The sequence below is a fragment of the Actinoplanes sp. NPDC051537 genome (genome assembly GCF_055586105.1).
Genome location: NZ_JBVJIU010000012.1, coordinates 283,275 through 295,980, shown reverse-complemented (window position 1 = coordinate 295,980; position 12,706 = coordinate 283,275). Strand labels below are relative to the sequence as shown.

The window sequence follows — 12,706 nt, the reverse complement described above, 5'->3', positions numbered from 1 at the left end:
CGGGTCCCGCCCTTTCCTAACAGAGCGCGGGCTGTGGTCAGGCCGCCGCGACGTTGAGGGAGACCTCGTTGACGCCGCGGGTCACGTCGACCGCCAGCTCACCGTTGCCGAGCCGGCTGAGTGCCCGGAGCGTCCACGACCCGGGGGCCGCGAAGAACCGGAACACGCCCTCGGGCGAGGTCACGACCTCGGCGGTGAACTCGCCGGAGGAGTCGAGCAGACGCACGTACGCGCCGCCGACCGCCTCGCCGTCGGCGGTGCTCACGATGCCGGTGATGACGGTTTCCTTCTCCAGGTCGACGCTCGCGGGGAGGGGCGCCGACTGGTCGGGGGCGGCGCAGCCGGCCGCGGTGTTGGAAGGCGAAGTCATCGTGATCACGCCTTTCCGGGCTCGTCGCCGAGGGCGATCGGCACGCCGATGAGCGAGCCGTACTCGGTCCAGGAGCCGTCGTAGTTCTTCACGTTCTGCTGGCCGAGGAGTTCCTTGAGCACGAACCACGTGTGCGAGGAGCGCTCGCCGATCCGGCAGTACGCGATGGTGTCCTTGCTGCCGTCGAGGCCGGCGTCGCCGTAGATCTTGGCGAGCTCGTCGTCGGACTTGAAGGTGCCGTCCTCGTTCGCGGCCTTGCTCCACGGCACGCTGATCGCCGTCGGGATGTGGCCGGCCCGCTGCGACTGCTCCTGCGGCAGGTGGGCGGGCGCGAGCAGGCGGCCCGCGAACTCGTCGGGGCTGCGCACGTCGACCAGGTTCTTCACGCCGATGGCCTGGACGACCTCGTCGCGGAACGCGCGGATGGTCAGGTCGGGCGCGGAGGCCTGGTAGGAGGTCTTCGCACGGCTCGGCACGTCCTTGGAGTACGGCCGGGCGTCGAGCTCCCACTTCTTGCGGCCGCCGTCGAGCAGCACGACGTCGCCGTGGCCGTACAGCTTGAAGTACCAGTACGCGTACGCCGCGAACCAGTTGTTGTTGCCGCCGTAGAGCACGACCTTGTCGTTGTTGCTGATGCCGCGCTCGCTGAGGAGCGCGGAGAACTGCTCCTGGTTCACGAAGTCGCGGCGGACCGGGTCCTGCAGGTCCTTCTTCCAGTCGATCTTCACGGCGCCCGGGATGTGCCCGCCGTCGTAGGCGGTGGTGTCCTCGTCGACCTCGACGAAGACGATGCCCGGAGTTTCGAGGTTCTTCTCGGCCCAGTCCGCCGAGACGAGTGCGGTGTCGCGACTCATCGGTCTACTCCCTTGATGGGTGAGAGATGGGGGAGAGTCAGCGCACGAGGGTTTTGTCGCACCCCGCGCGGGACCCTGATGACAGATCTCGTGCTTGTGCGACGGCGCCACTGCCGGGCTCTTACGAAGGCGAGCGAAAGGTGCTCAGCGCGAGTGGCCCCGTCAGATGACAGGGCGACACAGGCAGGCGGCCATGCGGCACAGGTCGACCGCACGCCTCTTGGTGAGCAACGGGCTCATGGAAAACGACCCTACCAGCGGTTCCAGACCCCGGAACAGCCTCGACCACGATCCGGGAACGAGTCCGGCGTCACAGACCGGTCGAGTTGAGCGCCACGTTGGTCGCCCCGGCGGTCACCAACAGGCCGTCGGGCTGCGGCTTGACGCTCTTGACCTTGAGATTCAGCGGCAGGGCGGGCACGGTCAGATCGAAGGCGAGCTTCTGCACGTACGAGTTGATCAGCCCCCGCACGACCGCGTTGTCGGGCAGACCCGCCGCCGTTACGTCGGTGAAATGAACCTGGACGATGTTGTCGGCCTTCACCGTCAGCTCGGCGGTGCCGCTCACGTTGACGGTCTGGCCGAGCACCTGGACCGGCGCCGAGCCGGTCAGCTTGCCGTCCTTCTCGGCCAGTTTCACGCCGGGCTGGCCGACGAGCTCGACCAGTTGCGGGTAGTCGACGAGGCCGGCGCCGGTCACCGTGCCGGCCACGATGTCGCCGTTGCCCGAGCGCAGGGTCTCGAGCGGCGCGCGTACGTCGTTGGCCGTGATGTCCAGCGACTTCATCTTGATCGTCCGGCCGTCGCCGGCCGGGCCCGCGAAGCTGGCCAGCCCGATCTTGATCTCGTGGTACTCGCCCCGCGCGACCTGGGTCAGGAACGGGAAGCCCTCGATCGTGACGTCCGGCTTCTCGCTGGTCGCCTTCTGGTTCGAGACCTGCTCGGCCACCCGGTCGCTGATCGTCCGCTCGGCGTAGGAGGCGGCGACCCGGTCGGCCACCGCCGCGGCCGCCAGCAGCAGAAGCACCAGCACGATGAACGTGATCAGAAGACGGCGGCCCCACCGCCGCCGCGGACGGACCCGCTCGCCGTAAACGTCGCCCACCGGTCCTCCCGACCATCGACTGTGGTGGACCGTACATGCCCGGTTCCAGCCCGGGCCGAAACCGCTACGAGAGGTACCAGTGTGTGAGCGCGTAGGCGAACGGCGCGGTCAGCGCGAACGCGCCGAGCGGGCCCTGCATGTGCCGGGCCACCCAGAAGGTCGGCGCGTCGCCGGCCAGCCGCCGGCCCGCGTCGCCGAAGTTCACCGCGAGGTCGACGACGCTGGCCACCACGGCGGCGACCAGGCCGACGACGGCGCCCTTGGCCGGGGTGAACGGCAGCACCAGCACGCTGCCCAGCGCGGCCGAGGCGAGGGTGCCGAGCATGGCGCCCAGCACCACGCCGGTCGCGCCGCGCGGCACCTGGAGCGCGATCCGCGGCTTCGGGAAGATCGCGTCGGTCACCCGGGCGACGAGCAGGGCGACACCCGCGCCGGCGGCGCTGACCACGATGGTCTGGGTGCCGATCTCCTGACGGCTGAGGACGATCGGGATCGCGTACGCCACGACGCCGAGCACGATCACCAGGGTGGTCCGATACGAGTCCGTCACCCGCTTGCGGTCCACCGCCCGGACGAGCTGGCCGGCCAGCGCCGCGACGAAGCCGGCCAGGGCCACCAGGAACAGCGGGAACAGGCCCGGGGTCGTACGCGTGGTGGCGAAGTAGTCGGCGGCCAGCGCGACCACCACGCACACCCCCGCGGTCGCGCCCGCGGCCGGCGGGTGCAGCGCCATGATCCAGGCGAGCAGGTAGAGCAGCTGGATGCCGAAGAGAATGATCGTGTAGGGCAGGCGGTGGTCCGGTGCGGACGTCTGCGCGCCCAGCGCGAGGGCGAGCGCCAGCAGACCGGAGAAGCCGCCGATGGCCAGCGACAGCTGCCGCCGGACCGGAGCGACCTCGATCTCCTCGAACTCCTCCTCGTCCTCCTCCGGCTCCTCGGAGCGGCTCGCCGGATCCTCGTCGGGCACGGCGCCGTAACCGGCCGGCGGGCGGCCGGGACCCGAGCGCGCGATCTCGCGCGACGCGTCGGCATCCCAGGCATCTTCCTGCGGCATGGAGGGGAACACGCCTGCGATGGTGCCAGAGTCCGCGACCACGGCCCAATTCCCGGCCCGGTGCGAGCGCCCTATGTAAAAGGCCTGTTACGAGTAGGCCGTTTGGCCACCTTACGGGCGTTTGATGCGTCACTTGGTCACGCGAACCGGCCGTGAGAGGCGATGCATCGGTTAAGGTAACGCCAGCCCTCCCGTCGGTGACGCCGGGGAAACCATCCTCCGGGAGCGGTGTGCAAAACGCCGCCAACCGGGTCACCCGAGCGGCTCCGCGCCGCCAAGGACGGAGGTGAGTGTGGAAATCCTTCTGTTGGTGACGGCACGGGCCGGCGAGCCATCGGCCGTACTCCCCGCGCTGGACCTGCTTCCCCACTCGGTACGCACCGCCCCGCGCGACGTCCGCACCCTGGTGTCCGGGCCGAGCCCCGACGCCGTCCTGGTCGACGCGCGCTCCGAGCTCTCCGAGGCTCGCGCCACCTGTCGCATGCTGCACGCCACCGGCATCGGGGTCCCGCTCGTCGCGGTGGTCACCGAGGCCGGCCTGATCGCGCTCAACGCCGACTGGGGCGTCGACGACGTGATCCTGGCCAGCGCCGGCCCGGCCGAGGTCGAGGCCCGGCTGCGCCTGGGCGTCGGCCGGCTCAACAACGCGACCGCCGGCGCCGGCGGGTCGATCCGGGCCGGCGAGCTCAACATCGACCCCGACACGTACGCGGCCAAGCTCAAGGGCCGCCCGCTCGACCTCACCTACAAGGAGTTCGAGCTGCTCAAGTTCCTGGCGCAGCACCCGGGCCGGGTGTTCACCCGCGACCAGCTGCTGCGCGAGGTCTGGGGCTACGACTACTTCGGCGGCACCCGCACGGTCGACGTGCACGTGCGGCGCCTGCGGGCCAAGCTCGGCTCCGAGTACGAGTCGATGATCGGCACGGTGCGCCAGGTCGGCTACAAGTTCGTGGTCCCGCCGAGCGGTCGCCAGCTGCACGACAACGAGCCGGTCGCGCTGCCGGTCTAAGTTCTCCTCATGAGCAAAGTCCGGTCGCTTGACCGGTTGAGCGCCGCCGAGGTGGCCGACGTTCTCGCGTTGGCCACCGCGGCGGAGCAAGCCGACGGGGTCTATCCGCTCTCCGAGGACGTCGTTCTGCGCGTCCGCAACGGGGGCGGCACCCACCTGCTCGCCACCACCGATGACGGCCTGGTCGCGGGCTACGCCTTTGCCGAGGAGTCGGGCGAGTCGGGCGAGCTGGTCGTTCACCCGGCGCATCGGCGGCACGGCTTCGGCTCGGCCCTGCTCGCGGCGGCCGGGGGTGGCCCGCTGGCATTCTGGGCGCACGGCGACGCGTCCGCCGCCCGGCTTTTCGCCGAAAAAAGCGGGTTTGCCCGGGTACGGGTGCTGTGGCAGATGCGCCGCTCGCTGGTCGGCTTCGACGAGGAGTCGGTGCTGCCCGAGGGCGTGACCCTGCGGCACTTCCGGCCCGGCCACGACGAGCAGGCCTGGCTCGGCGTCAACGCCCGGGCCTTCGCCCACCACCCCGAGCAGGGCCGCTGGACCCTCGACGACCTGCGCCTGCGCGAGGCCGAGCCGTGGTTCGACCCGGCCGGCTTCCTGCTCGCGGTCGACATCGAGGACACGCTGCTCGGCTTCCACTGGACCAAGGTCCACCCGGCCGCGGGCGACGATCCGGCGCTCGGCGAGATCTACGTGCTCGGCGTCGACCCGGGCGGCCACCGGCGCGGGCTCGGCCGGCAGCTGAGCGTGGCCGGCCTCCGCCACCTCGCGGACTCCGGCCTCACCCAGGCCATGCTCTACGTCGACGAGTCGAACACGGCGGCGGTGGCCCTCTATCGCCGGCTCGGCTTCGAGATCTACAAGACGGACGTCAACTACCGGCGGGGCTGAGCTCCCCGGCCCGGGCGATCACGTCGGTGAGCACTCGCTGCGCGGTGGCCAGGTCGTCCGCGTCCATCGGCCCGTAGAGCTCCGCGGTCACCGCCGCCACCTTTCGCTGCGCCTGCCCGAGCGCTTCGGCGCCCCTCGGCGTGATCGCGTCGTCGCAGAGCAGCCCGCGCATCCGCAGGCCGTCCAGCAGGGCGGCCGCCTGGGCCGGGTCGAGACCCAGCTGCGGCTGCCCGGCGAGGAATCCCGCCAGGTCGCCGCCGGCCCGGCGCGCGTCGGCCACGCGCAGGGCCACGAACTCGTTGCTGTCCAGCCCGCTGTCCACGAGCGTGCGGTCGAGCAGCGCGCGCACGGCGCCCTGCGCTTCGGCGATGGTCTGTCCGGTCAAGGCAGGCATGAGCCCTCTCCTTACGTCAACCTCAGCAGTGTGCGAAGGACTTCGGCCAGCTCGCGGGAGCGCTCGCTCGCGGGGCCGCCGATCGGCGCGGTCAGCTCGGCCTGCAGGTCCCGGACGATCGGGATGGCCCGGGTGACGACCTCGACGCCGCGCTCGGTGAGAGCGAGCCCGAAGGCCCGCGGATCGTTCGGGTGACGGGCCCGGTCGAGCAGGCCGGCCTGCTCGAGCCCGCGCGCCACCTTGGAGACGTACATCGGCTCGAAGCCCGCCCGCTCACCCAGCTCGCGCTGGCTCGGGGTGAGGCCCTCGTGCCCCATCCCGTAGAGCGTGGCGAGCAGCGAATATTGCGCGTGGGTGAGCCCGACCGGCGCCAGCGCCCGATCGACGGCGGCCCGCCACCGGTTGGTGACCCGCCACAACAACGCCCCGACCGTCTCCACACCCGATAGTAAACATGGATATGGTAAACATGGCAACTACGGGACCACGGTGACCGGCCAGCGGCCGCAGCGGACCAGGCGGATGGCCAGCGAGCCGGCGATGCGGTGGCCGACGCTGGCCGACGAGCCGACCACGACCGCGTCGGCGCGGGTCTCCTTCGCCACCTCGGCGAGGACGGTGAGCGGGTCGCCCTGCCGCACGATCAGCTCGATCTCGGCGCCCCAGCCGCCGATCTCCCGGCGCAGATGCGTCTCGAGGTCCTCCTGCGCCTCCAGCACCGCGTTCATCGCCATGCCGCTGTGGTCGGCCAGGGTGATGAGCGTGCTGGGGGCGGAGCGGGCGTGAACGGCGTACAGCCTCGTGCGCTGGCGCCGGGCCAGGCCGGCCGCGTACGCCGCCGCCCGCATCGAGGTGGGGGATCCGTCGACCCCGACCACGATCGCGCCGGGACCGTCGGTGCCCAGCTCGAAGGAGCCCATGGCGAACCCTAAGCCCCGCGCAGGGTGGCGAGCACGTCGGCGTTCAGTTGGTGCGGGGACTGGTCGGGCGCGACCAGGACGACCGTGCGCGAGGTGGCGTGGGTCAGGGCCGAGGTGAAGCTGCCCTCGGCGAACTGGGACGCCGGTCCGCGCGGCGAGCGGCCGACCGCGACGGCCCGGGCGGCCACCTCGTCGGCGTGCCGGGCCAGCACCCGGCCGGCCGCGGCGTGGTCGCCGACGCTGTGCAGCAGCTGGCCGGTGGCGGCGACGCCGTGCGCGGCGAGATGCTCGAGCAGGGCGGTCAGCCCGCGCCGGGCCTCCTGCTCGTCCTCGGGGTCGATGGCCAGCTCCTCGATCACCACGGTCTCCCGGACCCGTACGACCTCGAGGGTCGCGCCGGCGTCCCGGGCGATGACCGCGGCCGCGTCGACGATCTCGCGCGCGCCGGCCGAGGCGCCGACCGCCACGACGACGGGGCGGGAATCGGCCGGGACCGGTTCGCCGAGCGATTCGAGGTGCGAGGCGGGGGCGGACAGCTGGGTCTCGGCGGCGTCGACGAGCCGGCGACCGCTGGCCAGCACGAAGATCGCGAGGACGAAGGCGACACCGCCGACATAGAACGGCACGCTCAGATCGGTGGCTTCGGCGATCTTCCCGGCCACGAACGGGGCGAGCCCGCCGCCGATGAAGCGGACGAAGCCGTACGCGGACGAGGCCACCGACCGCTCGACGGGGGTGACCAGCATGACCGCCTGCGTGGTCAGGGTGTTGTTGATGCCGATGAAGGCGCCGCTGACGATCACCGCGACGATGACCGTGGCCGGGGTGTTCACGCCGAAGCCGATCACCGCCATGACGATGCCGAGCGCGAGCATGTTGACGTAGAGGACCTTGACCGTGCCGAAGCGGGCCTGCAGCCGCGGCGCGAACCAGACGCTGAACGCCGCCACCAGCAGCCCCCAGCCGGTGAAGACCAGGCCGAGCTGCTCGGCGCCGAGCTCCATCGGGTACGGCGCGTAGCCGAGCATGGTGAAGAAGCCCCAGTTGTAGAGCAGGGCCATGATGCCCATGGTCAGCAGGCCGCGGTGGCGCAGCGCCTTGAGCGGGGCGGAGAGCGGCGTCTTCTGCGCCGGCTTGGGCAGCGACGGCACGAAGAAGACGGTCGCCACCAGCGCGATCGCCATCAGGACGGCCACCCCGTAGAACGGGCCGCGCCAGCTGATGCTGCCGAGCTCGCCGCCGAGCAGCGGGCCGACCGCGATGCCGAGACCGAGCGCCGTCTCGTACAGGATGATCGCCCCCGCGAAGCCGCCGCTCGCCGAGGCGACGATGACGGCGAGGCTGGTCGCGATGAACAGGGCGTTGCCCAGGCCCCACCCGGCCCGGAAGCCGACGATGCCGCCGACCGTGCCCGACGTGCCGGCCAGCGCCGCGAAGACCACGATCAGGGCGAGGCCGGCGATCAGCGTGCGCTTGGCGCCGATCCGGCTCGAGACCCAGCCGACCACCAGCATCGCGATCGCGGTGACCACCAGGTAGCTGGTGAACAGCAGGGACACCTGGCTGGGCGTGGCGTGCAGATCTTTCGCGAGCGCGGGAAGGATCGGGTCGACCAGGCCGATGCCCATGAACGAGATGACACAGGCGAAGGCGACGGCCCAGACGGCGCGCGGCTGACGGAACGGGTTCGAGGTGGGTTCGGCTCGTGCGCTCATAACTGCATTATGCAGCTATCTGGTCTCGACGGCGAGTCTCATGCGTCACGGGACGGACAAGCCAGGATCTCGGGGCGGTAAACACCCGCCTCGCATTCGCGACATGTCGGACTTCTTTAACCCGGTTCACGGAACGGACAACTCGGGCTCAGGAGAAAGCAAACTTGGGTGGCATACGTGTTCACCGCGCGTTCATTTGTGGCCGGGTAACCGGCTACCTGGCCCTTTTACTTTTCGGGTGTGCCGATGAGAGATCGGCCTGTGCACCTCACCCCCCGAAGGGAAAATCGTGAAGCTCCAGCGGTCCGGTTACCTCGCCGGTATTGCTTTGACTGCGACTGCGACGCTTGCGCTCGCCGCTTGCGGGTCGGACAACACCTCCGACACTCCGGCCGGCGGCAGCTCCGCCGCGGCTGGCAGCTGTGGCACCGGCAGCCTTACGGCGCAGGGCTCGACGGCCCAGAAGAACGCCATGGACGAGTGGATCAAGAAGTACAACGCTCAGTGCTCCACCGCCAAGATTGACTACCAGGGCACCGGCTCCGGCGCCGGCATCCAGGCCTTCATCTCCGGCACGGCCGACTTCGCCGGTTCCGACTCGGCCCTGAAGGACGACGAGCAGAAGCAGGCCGACGCCAAGTGCGGCAGCGGCACCGCGCTCAACATCCCGATGGTCATCGGCCCGATCGCCGTCGTCTACAACGTGGACGGCGTGGACGGTCTCCAGCTCGACGCCTCGACCCTTGCCAAGATCTTCGCTGGCAAGATCACCAAGTGGAACGACCCGGCGATCGCCGCGCTGAACTCCAGCGCGAAGCTCCCGGCGACCGCGATCCAGGCCGTGCACCGCTCGGACGAGTCGGGCACCACCGACAACTTCACCAAGTACCTGAGCAAGTCCGCCGAGGCCGACTGGACCTTCGGCAACGCGAAGGCGTGGAAGGCTCCGGGCGGCACCGGCGCGGCCAAGTCGGACGGCGTGGCCAGCCTGGTCAAGAGCACCCCGGGCACCATCGCGTACGTCGAGCTCTCGTTCGCCGAGAACAGCGACCTGAAGATGGCGAAGGTCAAGAACGGCGCGGGTGAGTTCACCGAGCTGACCGGCGAGAGCGCCGGCAAGACCATCGAGGGCGCCAAGGTCACCGGCACCGGCAACGACCTCAAGATGTCGATCGACTACGCCACCACGACCCCGGGCGCGTACCCGATCGTGCTGGTCACCTACGAGATCGCGTGCGAGAAGGGTTCCGCGAAGGCCGCCGACATCAAGGCCTTCCTGAACTTCACGTCGAGCACGGCCGGCCAGTCGGCGCTCAGCGACCTGGGCTACGCGCCGCTCCCCGCTTCGGTTCAGTCGAAGGTCGCGACCTCCGTCGCCGCCATCAGCTGACGCTGCTCCGCCCAGCGGAACAAATCCCTCCGAGACGACAGCGAGCGAGCAGATGGGTGACTACCCCTCCCGCTCGACGGACGCCACCGGCGGCCCGGGTGTGACAGGACGTCACGCCCGGTCCGCCGGTACCGGCGTTTCGCCGAGTAGTTACGAAGAACCCCCGATCGGCGGCGGTGGCGCCCTGCCCAAGAAGAGCCGGCTCTCGATGGAGTCCGGCTTCCGTGGCCTCTCCGTCGGCGCCGGCGCGATGGTCCTCGTGATCATCGTGGCCATCGCGATCTTCCTGATCTCCAAGGCCGTCCCGGCGCTGCAGGCCAACACGGTGAACTTCCTGAGCTACAAGCAGTGGTTCCCGAACGACGCCCAGCCCAAGTTCGGCATCGCGGCGCTGGCCTTCGGGACGGTGCTGAGCTCGGTGATCGCCCTGCTCGTCGCCGTGCCCATCGCCCTGGGCATCGCGCTGTTCCTCTCGCACTACGCGCCCAAGCGGCTGGCCAACCCGCTGGGCTTCGTCATCGACCTGCTCGCCGCCGTGCCCAGTGTGGTCTTCGGACTCTGGGGCCGCGACGTCTTCGCCCAGCCGGTGCAGGACTTCTCGGTCTGGCTCAACAAGTACTTCGGCTGGATCCCGATCTTCGGCGGCGACGGCCCGTTCGGCCGCTCGATCATGCTCGGCTCCCTGGTGCTGGCGATCATGGTGCTGCCGATCGTCACCTCGCTCTCCCGCGAGGTCTTCCAGCAGACCCCGGCCATGAACGAGGAGGCCGCCCTGGCCCTCGGCGCCACCAAGTGGGAGATGATCCGCACGGCCGTGCTGCCATACGGCAAGCCCGGCGTGATCGCCGCCGTGATGCTCGGCCTCGGCCGCGCGCTCGGCGAGACCATCGCCCTGGCGCTGACCCTCGGCACGGTCTTCAGCATCTCGTTCAACCTGATCGAGACCGGCGGCAACTCGATCGCCGCGAACATCGCCAACACCTTCGGCGAGGCCAACGCCACCGGCCGCGGCGCCCTGATCGCCTCCGGCCTGGTGCTGTTCGCCATCACCCTGGTGGTCAACATGGCGGCCCGGGCGATCATCTACCGCCGCCGCGAGTTCCGGGACAGTGCCGCATGAGCATGACGCAGAGTTACCTCATCGGCAGCGGCCGCGGTTCCGGCGTCGCCATGACGCCGGACAACATCCGCACCAAGACGCTGCCGCTCGCCCTCAACTTCGGCATCGCGGTCGTCGCGTTCGCGCTCTCGGCCGCGGTCGTGCTCGGCGCCGGCATCGGCAACTGGGTTCTGGTCGTCGTGCTCGGCTGGATCCTCTACCTGGTCGGCCTGCTGGTCACGGCGGGCCGGATCGAGGGCCGGCGCGCCGCCCGCAACCGGGCCTGGAAGTCGCTGATCTACTCGGCCTGCATCCTGGCCATCCTGCCGCTCGCCTCGGTGGTGTGGACGCTGGTCTCCAAGGGCGCCTCGCGCCTCGACGGGGACTTCTTCGGGACGTCGATGAACAACATCGGCGCCCGCGACGCGAACGGCGGCGCGTACCACGCGATCATCGGCACGCTCGAGCAGGTCGGCATCGCCGCCCTGATCGCGGTGCCGCTGGGCGTGCTCGGCGCGATCTACCTGGTCGAGTACGGCCGTGGCCGGTTCGCCAACACGGTTCGCTTCTTCGTCGACGTCATGACGGGCATCCCGTCGATCGTGGCCGGTCTGTTCATCCTGTCGTTCTGGGTGCTGATCGTGAGCCCCTGGTTCAACAACGGGCAGCCGCGCTACTCGGGCTTCGCCGCGGCGCTGGCACTGTCCGTGCTGATGCTGCCGACCATCGTGCGGTCCACCGAGGAAATGTTGCGCCTGGTGCCCGGCCCGCTGCGGGAGGGCGCCTACGCCCTCGGCGTTCCGCAGTGGAAGACGATCCTCAAGATCGTCCTGCCGACCGCCCTGCCCGGCATCGTCACCGGCGTCATGCTCGCCATCGCCCGCGCGGCCGGCGAGACGGCACCGGTGCTGCTGGTCGCGGGTGGCGCCGCGGCGATCAACTTCGACCCGTTCAACGGCAACCAGTCCTCGCTGGCGCTCTTCGTCTACCAGCAGGCGGGCGACGCTTCCAAGTACGCCCCGGCGCGGGCCTGGACGGCCGCGCTGACCCTGGTCACCCTCGTTTTGGTCCTGACGATCGCCGCCAAGATGCTCGCCCGTCGCAACAGTTTGACCCGTTAAGAGGTAACCCCATGGCCAAGCGCATCGAGGCGAGCAACGTCTCCTCCTACTACGGCACCTTCAAGGCCATCGACAGCATCTCGATGACCGTGGAGCCCAAGACGATCACGGCCCTGATCGGCCCGTCGGGCTGCGGCAAGTCCACGTTCCTCCGGTCGATCAACCGGATGCACGAGGTGCTGCCGAACGCCCGCATCGAGGGCCGGCTGACCATCGACGACCAGAACATCTACGACGCGGACGTCGACGTCACCGCGGTCCGCCGGCTGATCGGCATGGTCTTCCAGCGGCCGAACCCGTTCCCCACGATGTCGATCTACGAGAACGTGGTGGCGGGCCTCAAGCTCAACGGCGTCAAGAAGAAGTCCCTGCTGGACGACGCCGCCGAGCAGTCGCTGAAGTCGGCGAACCTCTGGAACGAGGTCAAGGACCGGCTCAACCGGCCCGGCGCCGGCCTCTCCGGCGGTCAGCAGCAGCGTCTCTGCATCGCCCGCACCATCGCGGTCGAGCCGCAGGTCGTGCTCATGGACGAGCCCTGCTCGGCGCTCGACCCGATCTCGACGCTGGCGATCGAGGACCTGATGTTCAAGCTGAAGGACCGCTTCACGATCATCATCGTCACGCACAACATGCAGCAGGCCGCCCGGGTCAGCGACAAGACCGGCTTCTTCTCGATCGACAAGACGGGCGACCCCGGCCGCCTGATCGAGTACGACGACACCCAGAAGATCTTCAGCAACCCGACCGAGAAGAAGACCGAGGACTACATCACCGGCCGTTTCGGCTGAGT

Annotated in this window: 15 protein-coding genes; 6 read left to right on the top strand and 9 right to left on the bottom strand. The window is 69.9% G+C overall.

The window, feature by feature from the left end:
• Positions 1 to 37: 37 nt before the first annotated feature.
• The 5 genes from ACZ6TB_RS29520 to ACZ6TB_RS29500 form a co-directional block, all read right to left on the bottom strand.
• Complete coding sequence (locus ACZ6TB_RS29520) at positions 38 to 370, bottom strand: DUF1416 domain-containing protein (protein ID WP_465559146.1); 333 nt, start codon at positions 368 to 370, stop codon at positions 38 to 40.
• Positions 371 to 375: 5 nt separating this feature from the next.
• Positions 376 to 1,224, bottom strand: coding sequence for a sulfurtransferase (locus ACZ6TB_RS29515; RefSeq protein ID WP_465559143.1), 849 nt, complete (start codon positions 1,222 to 1,224; stop codon positions 376 to 378).
• 162 nt (positions 1,225 to 1,386) lie between these two features.
• On the bottom strand, positions 1,387 to 1,464 hold the full coding sequence (locus ACZ6TB_RS29510) for an Ms5788A family Cys-rich leader peptide (RefSeq protein WP_322112171.1): 78 nt from the start codon (positions 1,462 to 1,464) through the stop codon (positions 1,387 to 1,389).
• 70 nt (positions 1,465 to 1,534) lie between these two features.
• On the bottom strand, positions 1,535 to 2,329 hold the full coding sequence (locus ACZ6TB_RS29505) for an LmeA family phospholipid-binding protein (RefSeq protein ID WP_465559141.1): 795 nt from the start codon (positions 2,327 to 2,329) through the stop codon (positions 1,535 to 1,537).
• A gap of 64 nt (positions 2,330 to 2,393) precedes the next feature.
• Complete coding sequence (locus tag ACZ6TB_RS29500) at positions 2,394 to 3,395, bottom strand: hypothetical protein (RefSeq protein WP_465559139.1); 1,002 nt, start codon at positions 3,393 to 3,395, stop codon at positions 2,394 to 2,396.
• A 280-nt stretch (positions 3,396 to 3,675) separates the two neighbouring features.
• Here ACZ6TB_RS29500 and ACZ6TB_RS29495 point away from each other — a divergent pair, with 280 nt between their 5' ends.
• Together ACZ6TB_RS29495 and mshD are read left to right on the top strand one after the other, a co-directional pair.
• Positions 3,676 to 4,392 (top strand): winged helix-turn-helix transcriptional regulator, encoded by a 717-nt coding sequence (locus tag ACZ6TB_RS29495; protein WP_465559136.1) that lies wholly within the window; start codon positions 3,676 to 3,678, stop codon positions 4,390 to 4,392.
• Between the two features lie 9 nt (positions 4,393 to 4,401).
• A complete protein-coding gene (gene mshD, locus ACZ6TB_RS29490; protein WP_465559133.1) occupies positions 4,402 to 5,277 on the top strand; it encodes a mycothiol synthase in 876 nt (291 codons plus the stop codon).
• On the opposite strand, the gene ACZ6TB_RS29485 is transcribed toward mshD, so the two are convergent.
• Genes ACZ6TB_RS29485 through ACZ6TB_RS29470 form a run of 4 tightly spaced genes read right to left on the bottom strand, consistent with a single transcriptional unit; the run spans position 5,258 to position 8,306 of the window.
• Positions 5,258 to 5,671: a hypothetical protein gene (locus tag ACZ6TB_RS29485; RefSeq protein ID WP_465559130.1), complete on the bottom strand. Its 414-nt coding sequence runs from the start codon at positions 5,669 to 5,671 to the stop codon at positions 5,258 to 5,260. The genes mshD and ACZ6TB_RS29485 overlap by 20 nt on opposite strands.
• Before the next feature lie 11 nt (positions 5,672 to 5,682).
• Entirely contained in the window at positions 5,683 to 6,111 is a 429-nt protein-coding gene (locus ACZ6TB_RS29480; RefSeq protein ID WP_465559127.1) for a MarR family winged helix-turn-helix transcriptional regulator, read from the bottom strand.
• Positions 6,112 to 6,147: 36 nt separating this feature from the next.
• Entirely contained in the window at positions 6,148 to 6,591 is a 444-nt protein-coding gene (locus ACZ6TB_RS29475) for a universal stress protein (RefSeq protein WP_465559124.1), read from the bottom strand.
• Positions 6,592 to 6,599: 8 nt separating this feature from the next.
• The gene (locus tag ACZ6TB_RS29470; protein ID WP_465559122.1) at positions 6,600 to 8,306 is read right to left on the bottom strand and encodes an MFS transporter; all 1,707 of its coding nucleotides are present in this window, start codon (positions 8,304 to 8,306) and stop codon (positions 6,600 to 6,602) included.
• A gap of 289 nt (positions 8,307 to 8,595) precedes the next feature.
• Between ACZ6TB_RS29470 and pstS the strand changes: the two genes are divergently transcribed.
• From pstS to pstB, 4 genes are read left to right on the top strand one after another with little or no spacing between them, the layout of a single operon-like run.
• Positions 8,596 to 9,696: a phosphate ABC transporter substrate-binding protein PstS gene (gene pstS, locus ACZ6TB_RS29465; RefSeq protein ID WP_465559119.1), complete on the top strand. Its 1,101-nt coding sequence runs from the start codon at positions 8,596 to 8,598 to the stop codon at positions 9,694 to 9,696.
• A 52-nt stretch (positions 9,697 to 9,748) separates the two neighbouring features.
• On the top strand, positions 9,749 to 10,816 hold the full coding sequence (pstC, locus tag ACZ6TB_RS29460) for a phosphate ABC transporter permease subunit PstC (RefSeq protein WP_465559116.1): 1,068 nt from the start codon (positions 9,749 to 9,751) through the stop codon (positions 10,814 to 10,816).
• A gap of 50 nt (positions 10,817 to 10,866) precedes the next feature.
• Entirely contained in the window at positions 10,867 to 11,916 is a 1,050-nt protein-coding gene (gene pstA, locus ACZ6TB_RS29455) for a phosphate ABC transporter permease PstA (protein WP_465559293.1), read from the top strand.
• Between the two features lie 11 nt (positions 11,917 to 11,927).
• Entirely contained in the window at positions 11,928 to 12,704 is a 777-nt protein-coding gene (pstB, locus tag ACZ6TB_RS29450) for a phosphate ABC transporter ATP-binding protein PstB (protein ID WP_465559115.1), read from the top strand.
• The last annotated feature ends 2 nt before the right edge of the window (positions 12,705 to 12,706 follow it).

Bases quoted from the DNA above. Each gene is read 5' to 3' on its own strand.
- ACZ6TB_RS29520 (WP_465559146.1), bottom strand. From the start codon at position 370: ATGACTTCGCCTTCCAACACCGCGGCCGGCTGCGCCGCCCCCGACCAG.
- ACZ6TB_RS29515 (WP_465559143.1), bottom strand. From the start codon at position 1,224: ATGAGTCGCGACACCGCACTCGTCTCGGCGGACTGGGCCGAGAAGAAC.
- ACZ6TB_RS29510 (WP_322112171.1), bottom strand. From the start codon at position 1,464: ATGAGCCCGTTGCTCACCAAGAGGCGTGCGGTCGACCTGTGCCGCATG.
- mshD (WP_465559133.1), top strand. From the start codon at position 4,402: ATGAGCAAAGTCCGGTCGCTTGACCGGTTGAGCGCCGCCGAGGTGGCC.
- ACZ6TB_RS29485 (WP_465559130.1), bottom strand. From the start codon at position 5,671: ATGCCTGCCTTGACCGGACAGACCATCGCCGAAGCGCAGGGCGCCGTG.
- ACZ6TB_RS29475 (WP_465559124.1), bottom strand. From the start codon at position 6,591: ATGGGCTCCTTCGAGCTGGGCACCGACGGTCCCGGCGCGATCGTGGTC.
- ACZ6TB_RS29470 (WP_465559122.1), bottom strand. From the start codon at position 8,306: ATGAGCGCACGAGCCGAACCCACCTCGAACCCGTTCCGTCAGCCGCGC.
- pstC (WP_465559116.1), top strand. From the start codon at position 9,749: ATGGGTGACTACCCCTCCCGCTCGACGGACGCCACCGGCGGCCCGGGT.
- pstA (WP_465559293.1), top strand. From the start codon at position 10,867: ATGACGCCGGACAACATCCGCACCAAGACGCTGCCGCTCGCCCTCAAC.
- pstB (WP_465559115.1), top strand. From the start codon at position 11,928: ATGGCCAAGCGCATCGAGGCGAGCAACGTCTCCTCCTACTACGGCACC.